The 22,636-nt window shown below is 41.4% G+C and carries 21 protein-coding genes; 16 read left to right on the top strand and 5 right to left on the bottom strand.

Annotated features, from left to right (window positions below):
- Window positions 1-95: 95 nt before the first annotated feature.
- The 5 genes from yhbH (at window position 96) to NSQ72_RS04495 (ending at window position 4,830) form a co-directional block, all read left to right on the top strand.
- Window positions 96-1,259: a sporulation protein YhbH gene (yhbH, locus tag NSQ72_RS04475; protein WP_034282299.1), complete on the top strand. Its 1,164-nt coding sequence runs from the start codon at window positions 96-98 to the stop codon at window positions 1,257-1,259.
- A gap of 364 nt (window positions 1,260-1,623) precedes the next feature.
- The gene (locus NSQ72_RS04480) at window positions 1,624-2,256 is read left to right on the top strand and encodes an HlyD family efflux transporter periplasmic adaptor subunit (RefSeq protein ID WP_039177397.1); all 633 of its coding nucleotides are present in this window, start codon (window positions 1,624-1,626) and stop codon (window positions 2,254-2,256) included.
- Between the two features lie 39 nt (window positions 2,257-2,295).
- Window positions 2,296-3,915: a DHA2 family efflux MFS transporter permease subunit gene (locus NSQ72_RS04485; RefSeq protein WP_039177398.1), complete on the top strand. Its 1,620-nt coding sequence runs from the start codon at window positions 2,296-2,298 to the stop codon at window positions 3,913-3,915.
- Between the two features lie 17 nt (window positions 3,916-3,932).
- Complete coding sequence (locus NSQ72_RS04490; protein WP_024425322.1) at window positions 3,933-4,457, top strand: NAD(P)H-dependent oxidoreductase; 525 nt, start codon at window positions 3,933-3,935, stop codon at window positions 4,455-4,457.
- Window positions 4,458-4,470: 13 nt separating this feature from the next.
- Entirely contained in the window at window positions 4,471-4,830 is a 360-nt protein-coding gene (locus NSQ72_RS04495; protein WP_039177402.1) for a hypothetical protein, read from the top strand.
- Window positions 4,831-4,943: 113 nt separating this feature from the next.
- Here NSQ72_RS04495 and cspB read toward each other — a convergent pair whose 3' ends face one another.
- Both cspB and NSQ72_RS04505 read right to left on the bottom strand, forming a co-directional pair.
- Window positions 4,944-5,144 (bottom strand): cold shock-like protein CspB, encoded by a 201-nt coding sequence (gene cspB, locus NSQ72_RS04500; protein WP_008349061.1) that lies wholly within the window; start codon window positions 5,142-5,144, stop codon window positions 4,944-4,946.
- A gap of 211 nt (window positions 5,145-5,355) precedes the next feature.
- Window positions 5,356-6,447 carry a diguanylate cyclase gene (locus tag NSQ72_RS04505; RefSeq protein ID WP_341083377.1) on the bottom strand — a complete coding sequence of 364 codons (1,092 nt, stop codon included), beginning with the start codon at window positions 6,445-6,447 and terminating at the stop codon, window positions 5,356-5,358.
- A gap of 97 nt (window positions 6,448-6,544) precedes the next feature.
- On the opposite strand from NSQ72_RS04505, the gene NSQ72_RS04510 reads away from it, so the two are divergent.
- Entirely contained in the window at window positions 6,545-6,925 is a 381-nt protein-coding gene (locus NSQ72_RS04510; protein ID WP_268502440.1) for a hypothetical protein, read from the top strand.
- 34 nt (window positions 6,926-6,959) lie between these two features.
- On the opposite strand, the gene NSQ72_RS04515 is transcribed toward NSQ72_RS04510, so the two are convergent.
- Window positions 6,960-7,358, bottom strand: a complete 399-nt coding sequence (locus tag NSQ72_RS04515; protein WP_059375344.1) for a hypothetical protein — start codon at window positions 7,356-7,358, stop codon at window positions 6,960-6,962.
- 151 nt (window positions 7,359-7,509) lie between these two features.
- On the opposite strand from NSQ72_RS04515, the gene NSQ72_RS04520 reads away from it, so the two are divergent.
- On the top strand, window positions 7,510-8,016 hold the full coding sequence (locus NSQ72_RS04520; protein ID WP_034282294.1) for a YhcN/YlaJ family sporulation lipoprotein: 507 nt from the start codon (window positions 7,510-7,512) through the stop codon (window positions 8,014-8,016).
- A 156-nt stretch (window positions 8,017-8,172) separates the two neighbouring features.
- Window positions 8,173-9,048, top strand: coding sequence for a hypothetical protein (locus tag NSQ72_RS04525; protein WP_341041002.1), 876 nt, complete (start codon window positions 8,173-8,175; stop codon window positions 9,046-9,048).
- 25 nt (window positions 9,049-9,073) lie between these two features.
- Here the strand turns inward: NSQ72_RS04525 and NSQ72_RS04530 are convergent, their stop codons facing one another.
- Window positions 9,074-9,718 (bottom strand): spore coat protein, encoded by a 645-nt coding sequence (locus NSQ72_RS04530; protein ID WP_341040280.1) that lies wholly within the window; start codon window positions 9,716-9,718, stop codon window positions 9,074-9,076.
- 144 nt (window positions 9,719-9,862) lie between these two features.
- On the opposite strand from NSQ72_RS04530, the gene NSQ72_RS04535 reads away from it, so the two are divergent.
- The 3 genes from NSQ72_RS04535 (at window position 9,863) to NSQ72_RS04545 (ending at window position 16,847) form a co-directional block, all read left to right on the top strand.
- Window positions 9,863-13,243 (top strand): CheR family methyltransferase, encoded by a 3,381-nt coding sequence (locus tag NSQ72_RS04535; protein WP_341083378.1) that lies wholly within the window; start codon window positions 9,863-9,865, stop codon window positions 13,241-13,243.
- Window positions 13,244-13,330: 87 nt separating this feature from the next.
- Window positions 13,331-16,234 (top strand): 5'-nucleotidase C-terminal domain-containing protein, encoded by a 2,904-nt coding sequence (locus tag NSQ72_RS04540; RefSeq protein WP_341040284.1) that lies wholly within the window; start codon window positions 13,331-13,333, stop codon window positions 16,232-16,234.
- Between the two features lie 46 nt (window positions 16,235-16,280).
- Window positions 16,281-16,847: a class D sortase gene (locus NSQ72_RS04545; RefSeq protein WP_041089565.1), complete on the top strand. Its 567-nt coding sequence runs from the start codon at window positions 16,281-16,283 to the stop codon at window positions 16,845-16,847.
- A gap of 37 nt (window positions 16,848-16,884) precedes the next feature.
- Here NSQ72_RS04545 and NSQ72_RS04550 read toward each other — a convergent pair whose 3' ends face one another.
- Window positions 16,885-17,793: an RluA family pseudouridine synthase gene (locus NSQ72_RS04550; RefSeq protein ID WP_341040288.1), complete on the bottom strand. Its 909-nt coding sequence runs from the start codon at window positions 17,791-17,793 to the stop codon at window positions 16,885-16,887.
- 109 nt (window positions 17,794-17,902) lie between these two features.
- Between NSQ72_RS04550 and NSQ72_RS04555 the strand changes: the two genes are divergently transcribed.
- From NSQ72_RS04555 to NSQ72_RS04575, 5 genes are all read left to right on the top strand, one after another.
- On the top strand, window positions 17,903-18,250 hold the full coding sequence (locus NSQ72_RS04555; protein ID WP_099663086.1) for a DUF5365 family protein: 348 nt from the start codon (window positions 17,903-17,905) through the stop codon (window positions 18,248-18,250).
- A gap of 310 nt (window positions 18,251-18,560) precedes the next feature.
- Window positions 18,561-19,226, top strand: coding sequence for an HAD family hydrolase (locus tag NSQ72_RS04560; protein ID WP_041089572.1), 666 nt, complete (start codon window positions 18,561-18,563; stop codon window positions 19,224-19,226).
- A gap of 15 nt (window positions 19,227-19,241) precedes the next feature.
- Window positions 19,242-20,780, top strand: a complete 1,539-nt coding sequence (locus NSQ72_RS04565; RefSeq protein ID WP_012009394.1) for a bifunctional GNAT family N-acetyltransferase/carbon-nitrogen hydrolase family protein — start codon at window positions 19,242-19,244, stop codon at window positions 20,778-20,780.
- A 227-nt stretch (window positions 20,781-21,007) separates the two neighbouring features.
- Window positions 21,008-21,424 carry a VOC family protein gene (locus tag NSQ72_RS04570; protein ID WP_024425308.1) on the top strand — a complete coding sequence of 139 codons (417 nt, stop codon included), beginning with the start codon at window positions 21,008-21,010 and terminating at the stop codon, window positions 21,422-21,424.
- 283 nt (window positions 21,425-21,707) lie between these two features.
- Window positions 21,708-22,625, top strand: a complete 918-nt coding sequence (locus NSQ72_RS04575) for an AEC family transporter (protein ID WP_106025337.1) — start codon at window positions 21,708-21,710, stop codon at window positions 22,623-22,625.
- Window positions 22,626-22,636: the final 11 nt, after the last annotated feature.

Here is a 22,636-nt window from a genome sequence, read left to right on the forward strand (position 1 = left end):
ACCGGTAATGTCTTTTTTAGAAATGATCGTCAACTTGGATGACGATCAGCATAGGATAAAGGAAGAATTGTGCAAAAATGTGAGGAGGGGGATGGATGTCCCGGCAAGAAAAAAGTCAGTTTATTGTGTCTCAGGAAGACTGGTCCCTCCATCGAAAAGGCTATGACGACCAGCAGCGTCATCAGAAAAAAGTCAAAGAGGCGATTAAAAACAATTTGCCGGATCTTGTCACAGAAGAAAGCATCATCATGTCGAACGGAAAAGATGTTGTGAAAATTCCGATTCGTTCATTAGATGAATATAAAATTCGGTATAACTACGACAAAAATAAACATGTGGGTCAAGGGGATGGAGACAGCGAGGTTGGCGATGTTGTTGCGCGTGACGGCTCAGACAGTAAGCAGGGTCAAGGAAAGGGGCAGGGCGCTGGAGATCAAGCTGGTGAGGATTATTACGAAGCAGAAGTCTCATTAATGGATCTCGAGGAAGCACTGTTTCGTGAACTGGAGCTGCCAAACCTCAAGCAAAAGGAGCTTGACGACATCATTGTCGAACAAATTGAGTTTAACGATATTCGCAAAACCGGGTTAACAGGAAATATCCACAAAAAACGAACGATGCTCTCGGCATTTAAACGAAATGCGATGACAGGGAGTCCTTCCTTTTATCCCATCTACCCGGAGGATATCAAGTATAAAACGTGGAATGAAGTGACCAAACCAGAGTCGAAAGCCGTCGTTTTGGCGATGATGGATACGAGCGGAAGTATGGGTCTTTGGGAAAAATATATGGCGAGAAGTTTTTTCTTTTGGATGACACGTTTCTTACGGACAAAGTATGAGACAGTCGATATTGAATTTATTGCTCACCATACAGAGGCGAAGGTGGTAGACGAAGAACATTTCTTCTCGCGGGGTGAGAGCGGGGGGACCATTTGCTCGTCTGTCTATCGAAAGGCACTAGAGCTCATAGACGAACGATACCCGCCGTCGCGGTATAATATTTATCCTTTTCATTTTTCTGATGGTGACAATTTGACATCAGATAACGCCCGGTGTGTGAAACTTGTTTCTGAGATCATGAAAAAAGCCAATTTATTTTGCTATGGTGAAGTGAATCAATACAACCGGCATTCTACGTTAATGTCAGCATACAAGCATATTCAGGATGAGAAATTTAAGCATTATATTCTGAAGCAAAAATCAGACGTTTTTCTCGCACTAAAAAAATTTTTTCAGCAGGAAGAAGTTCATTCATAACGAGCACATTTGAAAAAACCTTTCAGCATAAGGGCTGAAAGGTTTTTTGTGTGGAGAAGGAAGGGATCACCAGAAAAAAAGTAAAACTTTCTCTTTGACATTTCAATTTTCATTTATTAATATTTAATCTTGTTAAATATAAGTTTTTCAAAAAAGATGCCGATCGTCTTTTCTTCTTTTTCTGCTCCTTGCTCATAATTGAACAATAAATATAAATGGGCTGCACACCATGTTTCGGGCGGGGGTAGATCAAGGGAAAAAGACAGATTGTTGAGCTTGTTTCATATTCTGTCAGATGATGGGCATTCTAAGTTTGCTAAAGCAGATGACACTATATTTTTATACATGAAAGGAGAAACAAAACATGAACAGAGGGCGTTTATTGCTAACGAACATTATTGGCCTTATTGTAATTCTTGCCATTATTGCCGGAGGTGCTTATTACTACTACGAAAGCACAAACTTTGTCAAAACAGATGAGGCTAAAGTGACAGGTGACATGTATCAAATCACAGCACCAGCAGCTGGACAAATCAAAGGCTGGGATATCAACGAAGGTGACGAAGTGGAAAAAGACAGCACAGTTGCAAAAGTTGAAGGACAAACAAAAACAAACATTAAAGCAGTGGCTGATGGCACATTAGTCAAAAAAGAAATCCAAAACAACCAACAAGTGCAGCCTGGTACAGTTCTTGGTGAAACAATCGATTTAAGCAAGCTTTACATCACAGCAAATATTAAAGAAACAGATATTAAAAACATTGAAAAAGGCGATAAAGTCGACATCGTTGTAGATGGAGATCCTGATACAACATTTGAAGGAACTGTTGAACAAATTGGTTATGCGACAAACTCAACATTCAATATGCTGCCAGCAACAAATTCAAGTGGTAACTATACAAAAGTAACGCAAAAAGTAGCAGTGAAAATTTCAATTAAAAATCCATCAGACAAAGTACTTCCAGGTATGAATGCTTCTGTCAAAATTTCATCTTAATGATGATTGATATCAAAAAATGAAAGGAGGTTGTCTGAGATGGCAAATCAACCTGCAGCGACAAAACAGGGAGCAGGCTCCTTGTCTTTACTGATCATTTTAATGGCCGGTTTGTTCGTAGCGATTTTAAACCAAACGCTTTTGAACGTAGCTATGCCCCATTTAATGACAGAATTTAATGTGAGTGCAACGACGATTCAGTGGCTGACAACAGGCTACATGCTTGTCAACGGTGTGCTGATTCCGTTGTCTGCGTTTTTAATCACACGTTTTGGACAGCGTAGCTTATTCCTAGTGGCCATGATCTCATTTACACTAGGTACATTTATTTGCGGTATTGCGCCAAACTTTTCAACAATGCTCATCGGCCGTTTGATTCAGGCTGTCGGCGGCGGTATTTTACAGCCGCTCGTCATGACAACAATCCTTTTTATTTTCCCTCCGGAAAACAGAGGGAAAGGAATGGGGATTTTCGGTCTTGCGATGATGTTTGCTCCTGCAGTAGGACCAACATTATCTGGCTACATTATTGAACATTATTCTTGGCGTATTATGTTTTACGGACTTGTGCCAATCGGTGCGATTGTCATTATCGCGGCTTTCTTTATGTTTAAAAATATTGTAGAGCCTAAAAAAATCAAGCTGGACAGTCTTGGTGCGATTCTTTCAATCGTTGGTTTTGCTTCCCTTCTTTACGGAGTGAGTGAAGCAGGAAGTGATGGTTGGACAGATCCGATCGTCTTATCTACGATTATTATTGGTGCGATTGCGATTATTCTCTTTATTTTCCAACAGTTGAAAGTTGATAATCCGATGCTTGATTTCCGCGTATTTAAATACAGCATTTTCTCATTATCAAGTGTTATTAACATCATTATTACGGTTGCCTTATATACAGGGATGTTCTTACTTCCGATTTATCTGCAAAACCTCGTTGGATTTACGGCATTGCAATCTGGGCTATTAATGCTTCCAGGGGCACTTGCGATGCTCATTATGTCCCCGATATCAGGGATCTTGTTTGATAAATTTGGACCTCGTCCGCTTGCGATTGTGGGGATGCTCATTACCGTTGTCACGACATATGAGTTTACAAAGCTGACCATTGATACTTCTTATAGTCACATTGTGCTCATGTATGCAGTACGTGCATTTGGTATGTCACTTCTTATGATGCCGGTTATGACAGCAGGGATGAACCAATTACCACAGCACTTAAACAGCCATGGTACAGCGATGTCTAATACATTGAGACAAATTAGCGGTTCCATCGGTACGAGTTTGATCACAACGATTTATACGAATCGGACGACATTCCATTATTCCAATATGGCGGATCAAACAAATACAGCCGACCCGCTCTTTATGAATTCATTCCAGGCGGCTGTATCGAATGTGATGCATCATATGGGCATGACAGCAGAAGCTGCTCAAAAATATGTATCCACCCAGCTCTTTACGAAAGCACAGATCGATTCAAACGTGATGGGTATCAATGATGCTTACATGTGGGTGACATTATTCTGTGCGGCTGGTGTCATTCTCAGCTTGTTCCTGCGAGATGTTCGTAAGGATAAAAAGCGAAAAGAACAGCAGCATAAGAAACAAGAAATATCATTGCTTCCAGCACCTAAGGAAGCAAACCAAGATGCAAGATAAGTGTGGAGGGACCGTACATGAAAATTTATGTTGTATACGATAGTGAAGGTGACCATACAAAAGCACTTGCAGAAGCGATTGCAGCAGGCGCAGGTGAAACAGAGCAAGCTGAAGTATTCATTGATCACGTGAAAGATGCAGACATTCGGAAGCTCGATCAAATGGATGCGATCATTTGGGGCTGCCCTGGTCACTTTGGTACCATTAGTTCTGGGTTAAAGACATGGATTGACCGTCTTGGCTACTTATGGGCAGAAGGAAAACTAATCGATAAAGTCGGTGCTGTTTTCTGTACAACTGCTACAACACACGGCGGTTTAGAAATGACAATGCATAATTTGATTACCCCAATGTTCCACCAAGGAATGCTTGTTGTCGGCCTTCCTGGAAATGTTCCTGAGAATGCTTTATACGGCTCTTACTATGGAGCTGGTGTGACATGTCCGATCGATTCTGATGAATTGATTTCGACTGAAGGCATTGAACTCGGAAAAGCACTAGGAAGACGTGTAGCATCAGTCACTGCATCATTTAAGCGATAAGGAGAGGGTTCTTTTGGCGACGATTATTGTAGCGTTAGTAGCTGCTGTTCTAGTCATTATTGGATTAGTAGCGTTCAATGTCAGACACGCATCGGCCGATAAGGAAGAGATTAAAGAAGATGTCTCCAATCAGCCTGACGTGCCGCATAGCGAGCCAGAAGCTGTGGCGAGACCTGTAGAGCCTGAAGTTGAAAAAAAAGCGTCAGAGCCTTCTCAAACAGATGATGCTGCGTCTGGCGACGATTTCTATAGACAGGCGCTTCAAAAGTTTAAACAGCCAGAACCACCTGTCAAAGAAGAAGAACCAGAAACTAAAATGAATGATGATATGTATCGTTCTGCTTTGCAGAAGCTAAAGCAGAAGGATAAATAAAAAAGAGAACCTCTCATCAGGTTCTCTTTTTTTATGGAACAAAAAAACCGCCGGCAGAAGCCGGGCGGTTTTCCTTCACTCTATAAAGTGCTAAAAGAGCAGATGCTCTTAAATTACGCTTTGTTAACGTTAGCAGCTTGTGGTCCACGGTTACCTTCAACGATTTCGAAAGAAACTGATTGACCTTCTTCTAAAGTTTTGAAGCCTTCGCCTTGGATAGCAGAGAAGTGAACGAATACATCGTCTTGACCTTCTACTTCGATGAATCCGAAACCTTTTTCAGAGTTGAACCATTTTACTTTACCTTCTAACATGAAATTTCCTCCTAAAGCGATCTTAACGCTTAAATTCACTATTCTTGCTCTTACACAAACTTCAAAGACGAAAACTCTTTCAAAACTTTCTTCTTAAAGATGATACGAACAAAAATAATTACCTTTACTTTACCAGTGTTTGCGGGAAAAAACAACTGTTATACGAAAACTTTTTTAAAAATAATTAGCGCTAACAAATTGAGGAAAATGCCTATGTCAAATGGTCTTTTTTTCTCTCTGAAAAGCTCACTTGATTTCGGCCGGACTCCTTCGCTTTATAGAGCTCTTGATCAGCTATAATCGGTAATTGCTTGATGTCTGCACCAGTTCCATGAGAATAAGCACATCCAATTGATACTGTAGTGTGAATGGACAGACCGTTTTTTAAATAAATCGGCTGATCTGCTATTTTTTTTCGTAAGCGTTCTGCAATCTGCCATGTTTTTTCAATTGTACAGTTTGGAAGAAGGACAGCGAATTCTTCACCGCCAATCCGCCCAATATAATCAGAGCTTCTTGTGTTTTTAATCAGCCTTGTACCGATTTCTTTTAAAACGATATCTCCCTCATGATGCCCATATTGATCATTAATGGTTTTGAAGTAATCGATGTCTAGGTAAATAAGGGACATTTGATGGATAGGCTGCTTCAACTTCTTAGTAAAAGCATCACTTAATACCTCATCGAACTTTCGTTTATTTAAAACACCTGTTAAAAAGTCATAATGAGCTTGGAATTTATACAAATTTAACAGCTGATATGCTTTTGTTTGATGCTCAATGACATAAAAGTTAAACAATCCAGCAATATATGAGAAAATCCAATAAGTAGAATGCAGTTGAAATGATGTCTCATGCACGACCATGATAAACAGGCTTGTGGCCATCACATTACCAATCGTAAGGGATAACAGCATTTTCACAACATGATTCATATGACGCTCTGCAATCAAAAAAGAAGAGGCTGCGATAAACATCATGGAAAAAATATTGATGGAAGAAGCGATGTTGGCTTCAATTAATAATCGGCCAATGACGACAACAAAGGCTGCAATCATTGTTTGGGCGATGCCTCCATAAAAGGCCGTTAAAATAAGGGGAATATGTCTTAAATCGATGATCGCTGGTCCTGTTTTAATAGAGAAGAACATTAAAAGGACACCGAGTAACCCAGAAAGCATGCCTTTGCATATTTGTCTGAGCAAGGTATCTTCTTTTTTTAGAAAATTCTCTTTAAACACAAGCATAAATAAATAATGGAAAGTAACAAGAATTGTTAAATTAATAAAGAGGTCTCTTAGCAAAATAGAATCACCTTTTTAAAATTACTAAAATTTGTTGCAAAAGAAAAGGGTAAAAAGGATAATTAATAAAAATTTTAATGAAGAGGAATTGAAGAAAATGCGAGGAAAACGCTTTCCAGATCAAACGGACTGGCTTTCTTTTTTTGAAAAAATGCCAGATGCCGGATTTGAAAAAGAAATGCCGGTTGAATATCAAGATTTGACGTTTCGGTTCGAGAATCAGGAGGAGCGATTTGTTGTGGACATGTCGCTTGCTATGCGGGAATTTACCTTAAAGGTCGTTCGAAAAAAGACCGAATCCGTTTTAGGCATATATGATTTTAAAACAGTGCAGCATGTAGAGATAAAAAAAGATCGGAAGGAAGAAAAGGAGCTTTTGCTGATATTAGATCATCATGACGACTTCCTCACAACAATCGAAATCTCATTTTTACCTTCCTTTTGTCTCATGGTCAAAGAACATTTTTCTGGAGAATAAACAGGAGCCTTTCTTTATGAAGGCTCCTGTTTTATTATTTGTGCTCGATGTCATTGATGACTTGCTGGATTGATTCATCATCCATCACATTCATCACATTTTCATCAATGTGAAGAGATTGCGCATAAGACTCTCTTGGCTGATGGGTTCTTGTTGGTGATTGGTGCTGGTTTGTTTGATTTGGCTGGACAGCTGTGAATGCTTGCTTGATCATTTGTCCAACTTCACCTGTTCCTTTTGATTCTTTATGTGAGTGGGACTCATGGCGAGATGAGTTTTGGTGCTGATGGTTTGCGCCTTTCATCATTGAAGACATATTCATTTGTGTCATGCTTTTCAGCCTTCTTCGTAATACCGGGGAGAATAATGCAATGATAGCTGTTGATACTGCGATCATTGCGCCAGTGCTCATACCTTTTCTTTTTTTAAACAAACGAATCCCTCCATTTGGTCGTGATGATTCTTCATCATGTTTAGGATGACCAAACCCAGCTGAATTATGAATTCATTTTACAAAAACAGAGGATGTGTGCATAAAAAGCCGGCTGGATGAAAAACCTATGAGCAAAAGGAGGGAATAATTGATGAATAAGAAATGGATGCTATCTTTACTGCTCGTGCCAACATTAATCACCGCTGGGTGTGGAATGAACAATCAAGGCGATGAGCGTAGAGGAACAATGAAAAGGCAATATGAAAATGTCACATATAAGAATGACAACATGAGACAGGATCAGCCAGATGTTCAAACACCTCAGAAGGTCAAAGTGGCAGATAAGGCGTCAGAACTTGTAGCGAATATGTCTGAAGTGAAAACAGCGAACGTGCTTGTCACTGGAAAAAATGCATTTGTAGCCGTTGTGCTTGAAGGCAATAAAAGCGGTGATGTGACGGACGATCTGAAAAAGAAAATTTCAGACAAAGTCAAATCAACGGATCAACAAATCGACAACGTGTATGTATCTGCTAATCCAGACTTTGTCGATCGTATGCAAGGTTACGGAAAACGTATTAAAAGCGGAGAGCCAATTTCAGGATTCTTCGATGAATTTACTGAAACGGTTAGACGTGTCTTCCCTGAATCAAAATAGCTACGACAAAAGCCGTATGTCATATGCGGCTTTTTTGTTTGGAACCGCACCTCGCGTACCTGACTGCATAAAGTAAAAAATATATCACCTCTTGTTGATCTTTGTTTCTTCATAGAAAGAGAAAGAGGGTGCAGGATGAATTCAGGTGGGGAGCAAATGAAAGCCAAGCCGTCATTGATTCATAAAAAACTTGTAGGCGGAATGATTGCAGCAGGTCTGATTTTTTATGCTTTCACCGCGTACTTGATTTATGTTGCGTTTCAGCTGACAGGACAATATTTAGAGCAGCAGTCTTCTCCTAAAACGATTATAACGGAGGGACTCAATAAGCAAGTCTATGAACATATTCGAATCTACTATGCAGAGGAAGAGGAAGCTTTTGTTGATCTGACAATAGAGGCTTTGAAACAGGCAGAGAAGAGGACAGCGTCAGTGTTTCAATTTGAAGCTGACAGACCTTTAGACGTTATCTATTTTGATGATAAAGAGTCGATCGAACAAATGGCAGGGATCAAGCATATTACCGGATTTTACTCTGATCATGATCAAATGATTGGCTTATATCCAGATAAACGGGAAGCATTATTGAAGAAAGAGACACTGCCTTTATATTTTTTCAATACGTTGTTTATTCATGAGTATGCTCATTTTGTTTTCTATGAAAAGGTCCATTCATATGAAGTGTCTCCAGGCATTTTTCCGCTTTGGTTCCACGAAGGAACAGCAGAATGGACGGCCTATGACGTGTTAAATGCTACGTCTGAACGCTTCGACGTGATTCCTTTTCAATCTCTTCATTCTGATCAAGACTGGCAGAATTCACGGGTGACGTATGAGACAGATGTATATTTACAAAGCTATTATATGATCTATGAGCTGGTGCAGCTTTGCGGACGAGACGTCATACATGAAATCATAGAGGAAACTGCGAAAACGGGCCAATTTGCTAGCGGCTTTGAACAGGCGACGGGGAAGAGGCTCACAGATTTCGAAGATCAGTTTAAAGTCATGTATCAAAGAAAAAACGGCTGACCAAAGAAGGGGGTCAGCCGTTTTTTTAATGAAGAGGCTTTTGTTGATCGGCCTTGCTAGGAGGCATTTGAACCTGCCCCTGAAGCGGTGCAAAAGCTGACGTCATAGCTGTCATGTCTTGTTTGGAAAGCTGAGGAACTTGATAGTAGCCATGCTTGTTTTGATACAAGAAAATTTCATACGCCATTTCGATAAAGTTCGGAATCTGCGCAGCAAGCACACGTCTGACAACAGGGTTTGTTACTTCTAATGCTGACATTGAAAGTAACCCGGCGTGTGATTTGACTAGGCTGAGCATGTGTCCTGTGATGCCTAAGTCTTTTACATCCTGTAGTGACTGGTTCGGCTTCTTCGGCTGAGTAGGTTTGATTCCGTATGTCACTTGTGTGTGTTCTTTCATCATATAAGTAGCGGTTTCTTCAGTAGGCTTTTGGCCTGTAGAAAAACAATCTACAGTGACATTGTACTGGGATAAAACGAATTGATATTGTCGATCCAGGATGTCGGATAATGCAGGATCTTGAATAAATTGCCTCAAGATCATATATTGATCCAAAATATTAATCGTGCCGGCTAAAATTTCATGTAAATCGAATAACTCATGCCCGCCATGGTTGAGCTCAGGCTGCTGAGCGCTTCCTTGAAACATTGGCTGCTGATCGTTTTGCATTGAGATTCCTCCTTCTGTTTATACACTCTGTTTTAATGTGAGGATGTTTTCACGATTTCATGCAAAAAACATTATTTACAATTAGAGGGTTTTCTTTCTTTTTGTCGAAAAAAAGTATCAGACGAATGAACATGGGGGTACCAGATGCAGGACAAAATCATTAATCGTTTGATAGAAGACGAACATGTGCAGACACCAGTGATCGGCATCGGTGTTTCGCCGTTTGAACAGCATCATCTTGAGGCTTTTTTTCAATCATTACCACATGATTTAAATGCCTCTTTTATTGTTGTGCAAAATCATGTGACAGGCGATTGTATAACAGATTTGGAAGCACTTGTTTTACCGATTGGCTACCGGGCAAAAACGATTAAACATGGTGAGAAAGTCATGAAAAAGACGATCTATTTTTGTCCGCAGCATGCAGCTGTGACGTTAACGGAAGATCACCGGCTTCATGTGTCTGAGCAGCTGCCAACAAACAAGACATGCTCTGTCAACTCGCTTTTTAAGTCACTTGCCAGTGTTCAAAAGGAAGAGGCGTTTGCGATCTTCTTTCAAAAAGGTCATTGTGTGGGGAGTGGATTGCTGCAGTTGGTTGAGCAAGGCGGTACAGCCTTATCATGCAGTGAGGTAGAGAGTGGTTTTGACAGTATGTATCATCACACATTCAAAAATCCAGCCACCCTTGCGGCATATATGGCCAATATCATCAATGTTCCGCATACTGATGAGATGGATCCAGCTTTACTAAGAATCATTGAACGTCTTGAAATGTATAAAGGGATTGCCTTTTCAGCCTATGAGAAGAAAAGGCTGCTTTCTGTCATTCAAAAGCGTATGCGCACTGCAAATCAACAGATGTCATTATTATCAGAGTACGATCGTTTATTAGAAAGAGAACCAGATGAGCTTGATCGCCTGCATGCTCAGCTCCTAAGCGGCACGACTACTTTCTTTAGAGATACGGAGGCTTTGCGAGTATGTGAACAGAAGGTGATACCGTCAATCATTGACCATTCAATGAACAACGGGAAATCTCGATGCCGAATTTGGATTGCGGGATGTTCGACAGGGGAAGAAGCTTATTCTTTTACAATTTTATTTTTAGAAGAAATGAAGCGAAGAGATGTGTCCATTGAACTTCAAGTCTTTGCGACAGATATCAACCGAAAAGCCATTCAAATAGCTAGTAAAGGTCTTTATTCGAGAGAATCTATGGCAAGCATACCGGAAAAATGGCGGGCGCGATATTTCGAAAAGAAAGGTGACGCTTTTATTGTGAAGCAGTCGCTTAGAAAACATATTGTTTTTGCTCCTCACAATTTATTGATTGATTCACCTTTTATCCACCTCGATTTTATCAGTTGCCGAAATGTTCTGATGTACTTTGAGCCAGAAGTGCAAAAACGAGTATTATCCCGATTCCAATATGCTTTAAAAGATCAAGGGGTGTTGATTTTAGGGCCAAATGAAACTGTCCCCAATATCCCTCGATTGTTTCAATTGTTCAATGAGAAGTGGAACATTTACACCTATTCCAACGTTCCTGTACCTAGTGTCCCTTGGGTACATGACGCTCGTGATGCCGAGTTAAAAAAACGAGCTGCACAATATATGAAGGATGTAAGCGAGGATTATGATGCATGTATAGTCATTAATGATTGTAACAAGATCCTGGCAATGTCAAATGGGGCCTATTCCTTCTTAGACCATGTAGAAGTGTCAGATCAATCATGTGAATATGTGACACCTGAATATTTGAAAGAGATGTTAAGTCAAACCTTTCAAAAGGTGTGGACTGACGAGACAGAGGTTGTGTTTCAGCATGTTCTCATTTCGGAAAAAGGAAAAAAGCAGTATGCGGACTTTACTGTAAAGAGTTTTGATCGCCGTTTTAAAGGAGTATACGTCATTCTTATTCGAATGAATGAGAGAGGAAAAAATCAAAAGAACAGCAGGGAAAATGGGATGTCAGATCAGAATTCAGTCTATCAACAGCGTATTGTCGACTTAGAAAATGAACTAAATGAAGTCAAACAAAAAGAGCAGGAGGCAAGGGCTCAATTAAAAGCGAAAAACACGCAAATAGCGGAGCTTGAGAAAAAACACGATCATTTTATTAATATCATAAACAACTTAAGGGTAACAAGGGAAGAACTGTATAGACCTTCTGTCAAGCCGGAGCTTGCGACGTTGTTTGTGGACCGAGACATGAATATTCGCTACTACACTCCTACAGCTGCCTCTTTATTTACTTCAGCTCAAATAAGGCACCAGCAATCCTTTCAGTCGATGGCTAAGAAACTTACGCAGGAAACGCTCTATCATGACATACAATCCGTTATCTCGGATAAGCGCGTCATCGAACGAGAAATTGAAACGAATGAAGGAGAACAATTCACCGTTCACATCACACCTATTCTTGACCAAGATCATGAGGGAGCGGTGATGACGTGGATTAAAATGACGGAAATGACAAAAATCAAACAGTCACTTCATCTAGCGGTAACAGCACTGGATAATAGCCATATTCATATTGTTGTTGCAACTGAGGAAGGGGTCATCCAATGCGTGAATCAGCGTTTTTGCCAGTTTGTGCAGCAGCATGAATATGACCTGATCGGCAAAGATATCTTTTCTGTCTACCATTCTCTGTGTCAATGTGATGATTTAGAAAAGCAATGGGACGTTTGTTTAAAAGAAGGCAGCTGGACAGGTGAGCTGTACTTTCAGGATTTATCAGGCCGTGAACGATGGGAGAGGGTCTCTTTACATCGAATTGATGATCCTGACAAAATGCAGTCTACCGTGATGCGGATTTCAGAGGACATTACGAATCAAAAGCAGTCAGAGAAGATGCTGATGAAGTCAGAGATGCTGTCCGCAGTAGGTCAGCTTGCAGCCGGCATCGCCCATGAGATAAGGAACCCGCTGACGTCGTTAAAGGGATTTTTACAGCTGATGATTCAAAGTAAGAAATATCAGAAGGATTATGCAGATGTGATGATGTCTGAATTTAATCTGCTTGAAGCCATTATTAATGAATTCCTTGTGCTCTCTAGAAGCAAATCGGTGAAATTTGAGCCGGTACAAGTCAATCTTCTGCTCGAAGAAGTGATCATGGTCGTTGAATCACAAGCGGTTTTAAAAGGCGTGTCTATTCAAAAGAATTTGTCTCCGTCGCTGCCAAACATTCAAGGTATACCGAATGAACTGAAACAAGTCTTCTTAAACATTCTTAAAAACGGTATTGAAGCGATGGATGGTGTGACAGGTGTTATTCAGGTCACATCCGTATTGGAACATAATCAGATGATGCTGATCTTTGAAGACCAAGGTAAGGGCATACCAGAAGACGAAATAGGGAAACTGGGTGAACCTTTTTATACAACGAAGGAAAAAGGGACTGGCCTTGGTTTAATGATGACGATTAAAATCATTGAAAGCCATGGCGGCAGCATTCGTTTTGAAAGCAAAAGCTTCGAGGGGACACGGGTGATTATTACGTTTCCAATGAGCTAGCAGACATAAGATTTACAAGAAATCCATCTACCATCAATATTTACTTAGTACACTATGAGAGATGAAGCTCGGAAGGGGAGAGGTCTAATGAAACGTGTTCTATCCATTCGAATGATCTGCTGTTTGGTTTTGGTGATTTTTAGTCTGCAATCCTTACTGCCTGGCATGATCACAGCAGAACAAGCCAGTGCGTCTGAAAAGAAGGAAACGGTATGGAACCAAAAGAAACCAATGAAAATTAAAAAAGCCCGTCAGCTAATCGGAGAGACAGTGACAGTGAGCGGAATTGTGACAGCAGATCAATCGGCTATAGGCAATGGGAAACTGTCAACGTACATTCAAGACAAATCAGCTGGAATCAATATATATTCAGCACAGCCTGACAACTTCCCAGAACTAAAAGCGGGCATGAAGGTGACAGTATCGGGGAAGATCACGTCTTATAAAGGACTGATTGAAATTGTGCCGGATCGAGACCGCCTGAAGATCGATGGTGTGAATCAAACCTTGCCAAAGCCGAAGCGAGTCTCCGTGAAACAACTAGAAACGGATCAGGCACGTAAACATGAAGGAAAACTTGTGAAGGTCAAGGGCTATGTTGAATCAAAACCAGAGCAGCCGGCTGGCGGTGGATACAATGTGGTGATCATTGATAAAAAATATCACAGCACCACCCTTAGAGTGATGGTGGATACAAGTGCCATTGATGAAGTGAAGACAGGGAAATGGTATGAGTTTACAGGAGTGTTAAGCAGGTATGATTCGCTGCAGGTGCTTCCACGACAGAAGGGTGATGTCAGCCTGCTGAAACGCCAGCCAAAGCCGCCAAAAATCAAGAAAGAATACGAGGCAACGGTTGACCGGGTGGTGGATGGAGATACGATTCATTTAAAGAAGCCTGTGCTTGGTACAACAAAGGTGCGCTTTGTGAATATGGACACGCCGGAAACGTACCATAAGCCAAAAAATGAATTAGATCAAAACCAGCTGCGTTTTGGACAGAAGGCGGCAGACTATTTAAACACACTTCTTTCAAGCGGAGATAAAGTCACATTAAAGATTGGTCCAGAAGCGAAGGACGGCTATGGACGTCTTTTAGCTCAAGTGAAAACCAAAAAAGGGGTCAATACGAATTTAGAGCTTGTGAAAAAAGGATATGCTCCTACGTATTTCATCTGGCCGGTTGGAGATGAAAAGGACTATCAGACGTTCCAAAAAGCTGTCAAAGAGGCGAAAGAAAAAGGGCTTGGCATTTGGAATGAAGCAGATCCGCTGCTGGAACAGCCGTTTGAATTTAGAGCACGTGAACAGAAAAAAGGACTGACACGCTACGTCGGTGATTCATCAGCGAAAACGTACGTATCGCCTGACAGCTGGAAAGAAATCGCTGTAGATAAACGCATCTTTTTTGCTTCGAAAGAAGAAGCAGAACAGGCTGGCTATCAGCCGGCAGAAGGAACTGGGGAAGTCCCATTAACCATTTTAAGCATGAATGATTTACACGGGAAAATTGATCAACAATACGAACTGGATCTGAAAGGTGATGGCAATAAAGGAACGTACGGACGGATGGATTATGTGGCGGCTTATATGAAACAAAAACAAGCAGCAAACAAAAATACGATCACAGTTCATGCTGGAGATATGATTGGCGGCAGCTCTCCAATATCTTCTCTTCTGCAAGATGAACCAACGGTTGAACTCATGGAGAACATTGGCTTTGATGTTGGCACAGTCGGCAACCATGAATTTGATGAAGGGGTGGACGAGCTATTACGTATCATAAATGGCGGAGAACATCCTAAAGGCACAAAGGGATATGACGGACAGAATTTTCCGCTCGTTTGTGCAAACTGTGAATACAAGGATACAGGTAAACCACTTTTACCTGCATATGAAATCATGGATGTCGAAGGAATCCCTGTAGCATTTATCGGTGTTGTGACAAAATCAGCCGCAGGAATGGTCATGCCAGAAGGGATTAAAGACATTCAGTTTACAGATGAAGTTAAAGCCGTAAATGAAGCCGCGAAGGAATTAAAACAAAAAGGGATCAAAGCCATTGCGGTTTTAGCTCATATGACAGCCTCGCAAAATGGAGATACCATCACTGGAGAGAGTGCGAAGCTTGCCAAAGAAGGCGATGATGAAATTGATGTCATCTTTGCAGGGCATAATCACGAAGTCGTAAACGGAGAGGTCAATGGGAAATTAATTGTTCAAGCCTTTGAATATGGGAAGGCCATTGGCGAAGTTAATGTAACACTTGACCGCAAAACGAAGGATATTGTCAAAAAGAGTGCAAATATCCAGTATGTAGACCAGTCTGGTATTGAAAAGGACAAGGAAGCAGCCGTCATCTTGGCTCATTACGGGAAAGAAGTTGAACCGATAATTAGTGAGGTAGTTGGTGAAGCTGGTGTCAAAATGGAAGGCGGCTATTCAAATGATGGAGACACGCCGCTCGGTAATTTGATTGCCGATGGTATGAGATATTCTATGAAAAGTGATTTTGCCATGATGAATGGCGGCGGGATCAGGCAAAACCTTGAAAAAGGGCCGATAACGTGGGGAGATCTGTTTAATATTCAGCCCTTCGGCAACGTCTTAGTTAAACTTGAGATTAAGGGGAAAGACTTGGCTGAGATCATTGAAGCGCAAATTTCTCCTCAATTTGGACCAGATTATAGCATTTCGGGCTTTTCATATTCCTATGATCCGGTAACATATAAAGTAGTCGACTTAAAGCTTCCAGATGGTTCAGCCGTTGCGCTCGATCAAACGTATACACTCACGGTGAATAACTTTATGGCAACTGCAACTGGCAGTAAATATGAACCGATAGGAAGGCTGGGGAAAAATCCTGAAACAGGTCCAGAGGATTTAGAAGCCACTGTCGCTTTTGTGAAGAGCTTTGAAGGAGCTTCCATTGTGTATCAAAAAGAGGGACGCATTCAAAAAGCAAAACAAGAAGAAAAAGCAGCAAGCTAATGACCGTATCATCTAAGAGAAATGTAACAGGTAAAGGAGTTTAAGCATGAAAAAGTGGCTTGCACTTACTGTGATGACAGCAGGAATTGTCTTGCTCGGCTGGGGAATTTGGCAAATCGCCTCTACGCACCTTCAAACGGCACAATCATTAGAAGATGCAAAGAAAGCGGTAGCGGACGATCAAGGGATGTCAAAGAAGCAGTTTTCTCCTGATGTGGGGAAAGCCTCTGGCATCCTGACGATTCCGAAATTAAAAGCAGACCTTCCCATTGTCGAAGGGACAGATGCGGATGATCTTGCCAAAGGAGTCGGGCATTACAAAGGCAGTTATTACCCAGATCAGAAGGGACAAATCGTCCTATCTGGCCATCGTGACACGGTGTTTCGCCGAACAGGTGAACTGAATATTGGGGATCAGCTGAAAATCACTGTGCCGTATGGTGAGTTTGTTTATGAAATCACACATACGAAAATCGTGGATCAGCATGATACTTCCATTATTACTTTACAGAATAAAAAGGAAGAGCTGGTGTTAACGACATGCTATCCATTTCATTTCGTCGGCAATGCACCAGAGCGGTATATTATTTATGCAAAAAGAGCATCTGTCTAAATAAAAAGAGCCTGCATTTGATCAGCAGGCTCTTTTTTTAATGGATGATTTCGTCCATGAGCTGAGACATATCTAGAGGAAGCGGTGCTTCTATGCTCAGGTGCTCACCTGTAAAAGGATGTGTCATGTCTACTTGTTTGGCGTGGAGAGCGCATCTGTTGATATGATGACGAGCTCCGCCATAAAGTGTATCTCCGGCTAAAGGGTGCCCGAGACTGCTAAGATGGACTCGAATTTGATGTGTTCTTCCGGTCTCAAGTTGCAGCTTGACGGATGTCATTTGCAGACGTTTATTGGTGTCCATGACCTGAAAGTGTGTGACAGCACTTTGACCAGTAGGAGAGATTCTTCGTCTGACGGCATGATGCTTGTCACGGCCAATCGCTGCATCAATAGTGCCTTTCTTTTTCTTGAAAAGTCCTTCTGCGATGGCGATGTAGGTTCGGCTGATCGTTTTTTTAGAAAGCATTTGATCAAGCACTGCATGAGCTAATCTGTGTTTAGCAAAAATGACCGTGCCGCTTGTGTCTTGATCGAGTCTGTGAATATGTCTCACTCGCTTTTCCTCGCCATTTGCTTGAAAATGAAAGGACACAAGGTTTGCCAGTGTGCCCGTTTGTCCCTTTTCATTCGGGTGCGTCGGTCGTCCAGCGGGTTTTTGCACAATCAATAAGTGCTCGTCCTCAAATAGTACCTCTAATTCACCATATTCTGGCGTCACATCACTTTCTTCCGTTTCAAATAAATCGATCAGTATGTGATCACCTGAACTGACTTTTGCTGCGTGATGGGCCGGCTTTTGATTTAAACGTACTTTTTGATGGTCCATCCAAAAATGGATAATCGGTTTTGAAGCCGACACGGCTGTTTTTAAAAACTGACTCAGTGAAGTATCTTGATGCTGCTCACCTACTTTTAGCGAGAGCGTGTGTCCTTGAATGTTCATGATATCCGTTCCTCTCTTTGGGTATATATAGGAAACACTTACCTTGGCGAACGCCTTTTTTTCTGTGCTATTCTGAATGGAGAAATAACGACAGAGAGGTAGATGTCACGTGAGAATAATGAAAGCTGCTACAGACCTGCAAGAGCAGGCAATTGAAGAAATATCAAAGGATGTTGAAGATCTTCTATCCCATGCTGTCGGCGAAGACCCAGCTGCGCCTCAAAAAGAACGCCCGCTAACCTTTGTTGAAGGGGTTTATAACGGAACGATGGACGATGCTTTTCGTATTTTATCGGGACTTCAGTTATTACATACCATTATTGTAAAACCTAAACGCCATATTACAAAGTGTGATCGTGAGCTATTCGAGCGAAACCGTGAGCAGGTCAATGCATGCGGCTTTTCTTTTCCGTTTGATTTAGACGATTTTGCCAGCCGCCGCCTTCAAAATGCGTAAAAGTTGGTGTGAACTTCCTTGTTAACTTACAAGGCTGCCGCACATACTATTTTTAAGGGAACGGAGAAACCTTTAGATCTGTAATACCAAACCCGCTCTTTTTCAACATTGCCTATTTCTCCACGAATCGGAGCGCTTGGATCTCTTGCAGAATGAACCGAACACGGGTAGGAGCCTGACAAAATGGTACAGGCTCCTTTTATACATAATTATTTTAGCAGACATTCATCTTTGAAAGTCAATTTTATTCACGATATGATAGCATTGAGTATCATATTAAAGACTTTCGTAAAAAAAAGGAGTGGCCTCGTTGGTAAAGGCGATTATATTTGATTTTGACGGATTAATTTTAGATACAGAAACACATGAATATGAAGTATTACAAGAAATGTTTGCGGAGCATGAGTCAGAGCTGCCTCTTTCCGTTTGGGGCAACGTCATCGGGACGCAGGCAGGCTTTAAGCCGTTTGAATACTTGGAAAAACAGCTAGGAAAGACGCTCGATCATGAGGCACTCACAGCGGACCGGCGTTCTCGTTTTCAAAAGAGAATGAAGGATGAATCAGCACGACCTGGCGTAGAAGCTTATTTACAGGCAGCAAAAGAGCTTGGAATCAAGATTGGACTTGCTTCCAGCTCAGACTATAAATGGGTGTCTGATCACCTAAAGCAAATTGGTCTTTTTGATTACTTTGAATGTATCCGCACGTCAGATGATGTGGAAGAAGTCAAACCTCATCCAGAGCTTTATTTGCAAACTGCAAGCTGCTTAGGTGTAGAGCCAAAGGATTGTGTGGCTTTTGAGGATTCAGTGAATGGATCAGTGGCTGCCAAACGGGCAGGCATGAAATGCGTCATCGTCCCAAACAAAGTGACGAGCACGCTGCAATTTGAAGAATATGATGTGAGATTAGAATCCATGGCTGAAATCGAATTGCTCCAGCTATTCCATCAGCTTGAAAAAGAGGATCAGTAAGGGGGCAACAACATCATGGCAGAAAAACTCGATTTAACGCGGTTTGAAAAAAGAATGGTGATCCGTAATATCCGGGAAGAAGATATTGACCGAATCATTGCCTTACAGGAGGTATGCTTTCCGGGCATGGACCCTTGGAAACGAGAGCATCTTGAAAGCCATCTTGAACATTTCCCAGAAGGGCAGTTTTGTGCTGAATTTGAGGGAGAAATCATTGGCTCTTGTTCAAGTTTATTAATTAACTTTGATGAATACGATGACCGTCATACTTGGCAGGACATCACAGATGATGGGTACATCACAAACCATAATCCAGATGGGATGAATATGTACGGAATTGAGGTTATGGTTAGTCCTGAGTACCGCCGCATGAAAATTGGGCATCGCTTATATGAAGCAAGAAAAGACTTAGCAAGAAGATTAAATTTAAAAAGTATCATTATTGGTGGACGCATCCCGAATTATCACAAATACCAAGAGGAAATGACGCCTCGTCAATATGTGGAGCAGGTCATGCTTCACCAAATTTATGATCCTGTTTTATCTTTTCAGCTGTTAAATGAATTCAGCCTCATGCGGATTAATCCGAATTATTTGCCGGATGATAAGGCATCCAGCACATATGCGACGTTAATGGAATGGAATAACGTCGATTATCGTCCGCAATCGAAAAGATATTATAAATCGGCGTTCCCAGTTCGTATTTGCGTCATTCAATATGCGATGAAACAAATTCATTCCTTTGAGGAATTTATGAATCAGGTGGAGTATTATGTTGATGTCGCATCAGATGCGTCAGCTGACTTTGCAGTCTTCCCAGAAATTTTTACAACGCAGCTCATGTCTTATTTAGAAGAGCGCTCCCCAAGTCTTGCAGTGCAGCGTATCACGGAATATACCGAGGACTACATTAATTTGTTCACAGACCTTTCTGTGAAGTACAACATTAATATCATTGGTGGATCCCATTTCGTTGAAGAGGAAGGTAAAATCTACAATATCGCCTATTTATTTAGACGTGATGGAACGATTGAAAAGCAATATAAGCTCCATATCACACCGAATGAAAGAAAATGGTGGGGGATTTCAGCAGGTGATCAGGTTCGGGTATTTGATACGGACTGTGGTAAAATTGCGATCCAAATTTGCTACGATATTGAATTTCCTGAGCTGGCTCGGATTGCAGCTGATAAAGGAGCAAAAATTATTTTTACTCCGTTCTGTACAGAAGACCGTCAAGGCTATTTAAGAGTGCGTTATTGTGCACAGGCTAGAGCGGTTGAAAATCAGATTTATACCGTCATCTCTGGAACTGTCGGAAACCTTCCGCAAACCGAAAATATGGATGTCCAATATGCACAATCAGCGATTTTTGCCCCATCTGACTTTGAATTTGCAAGAGATGGGATTGTAGGAGAATGTAATCCGAATATAGAAATGGTTGTCGTTGGCGATGTCGATTTAGAAATTTTAAGAAGACAGCGGCAAGATGGAACGGTACGTCAGCTCAAAGACCGAAGAAGAGATGTGTACCATATTGAATATAAGAAATAATGAAAGGAAGCGCCTACCACAAGGCGCTTCTTTTTGATGACATTTTTTAAAATGACATAGCAGCTGGACGAGCTAAGGCTTTCGTAGCCACCTGTTCAAGATTCATCATAAGTATTGTAAACAAAGCTAAAGAAGGAGGAAAGCTTATTTTTTCATGTGATAAAGGGATGCTCGAGAAAAATCTGAATATACTGAAACGAGATCAAGTGTTCAAAAAGGAGAGGAAAATGGGGCGACAAGCTAAACATTTGTATATCAATTTACCGGTAAAGCATGTCAAGGAATCAAAGGCTTTTTTTGAGCAGCTGGGTTTTGATTTTCAAGAGCAGCTGACGAATGATCAGGCAGCTTGTTTGGTCATTGGTGACACCATTACGGTTATGCTGTTAACCCATAAGCATTTTCAAACCATCTCAGAGAAGCAATTGGTGGATGCAAGGCAGGGATCCGAGGTCATTGTCTCTATGCGGGTTGATTCACGAAAAGAGGTCGATGAGCTGGTGGAGCAGGCGATGGCAGCAGGCGGGTCACCGTTTAAGGAAAAGCAGGATCATGGGTTCATGTACGGTTGGAGCTTTCAGGATCTTGATGGTCATTTGTGGGAAGTGTTCTATTTGGATGAGGAGAGAAGCGGCCTTTCATAAGGGCGCTTCAGCTTGTAGACAAACCCTCGCATTCGGTGTCAGGCCTGCGCTCCGATGCTCACGAATGTCAAATTCGCTCCGCTTCGGTACTCGTCCTTTCTAGACTGCAAAGGTTTTCAATCACACTGAAAAGAAGACAAAGGGCTAAAATAAAGAACATTTTAGCCCTTTGTCAATAATTAGAAGCTACCTTCATAAGGGTGCTTCTTTTTTATTGTTTAACAGTGGTATGATTATGAGGAAACAAAAAATAGGAATTCATCTAGAGAAAAGTAGGTGCAGCATGGAGTTTTTACTTGTCTTACTGCCAGTGTTCGGTATTTTCCTTATCGGGTATATTGGGCAGAAGGCCATTGGTTTTGACATACATACGCTCTCATCAATGTCTTTATATTTAATGTCACCATTTCTTGCGTTTGAAACCTTTTATCAAAACAAAGTGTCGATGGACTATGTGTACTTATCTATTTTTGTCGTCGGACTTTGTCTTTCACTTGTTTTATGTGTCTTTATTTTATCTCGTATCTATGGTTATTCGAAGGAAATGTATTGTGCCATGATTCTGTCGTCAGCATTTATGAACAATGGGAATTACGGCACGCCTGTTGTCCTGCTTGTCTTCGGAGCAGCTGGTTTAGATATTGCTATCGTTTTAATGGTGCTGCAGCAGCTTGTCATGAGTACGATCGGTATGTATTATGCAGCAAAGGGCGGAGAGGATGCAGGGGATGGAAAGGTCGTGCTGAAAAAAGTGCTGCGTATGCCGGTTGCATATGGGGCACTCCTCGGTCTATTATTTCAGCTGATGGATTTTTCACTACCTAAAGAGGTGATGACGGGTGTCCAGCTTGTGGGAGATGCCGCCATACCGACGATTATGCTTATTTTAGGTATGCAGCTCGCCGTCATTTCTTTTAAGCAAGTGGATTATCGCAACATTTCTTATGCTGTATTGCTGAAGCTGTTTATCTCACCACTCATCGCATTTGGCTTTACACTTATTTTACCGGTAGATGATCTAGTGAAACAAATTATGATCTTAGTTGCAGCGATGCCGACAGCAGCAAATACTACGCTAATGGCTGTACAATTTCGAACGAAGCCTGAGTTTGTCTCAAGCACGACATTTCTCAGTACCGTTTTAAGCATCGTGACATTACCAGTTTTATTATGGATTTTATCTATGCACCCTCTGGGATAGGGGATAGGCGG

The sequence above is a fragment of the Bacillus sp. FSL R5-0659 genome (assembly GCF_038008785.1).
Classification (GTDB): domain Bacteria; phylum Bacillota; class Bacilli; order Bacillales; family Bacillaceae; genus Bacillus; species Bacillus safensis.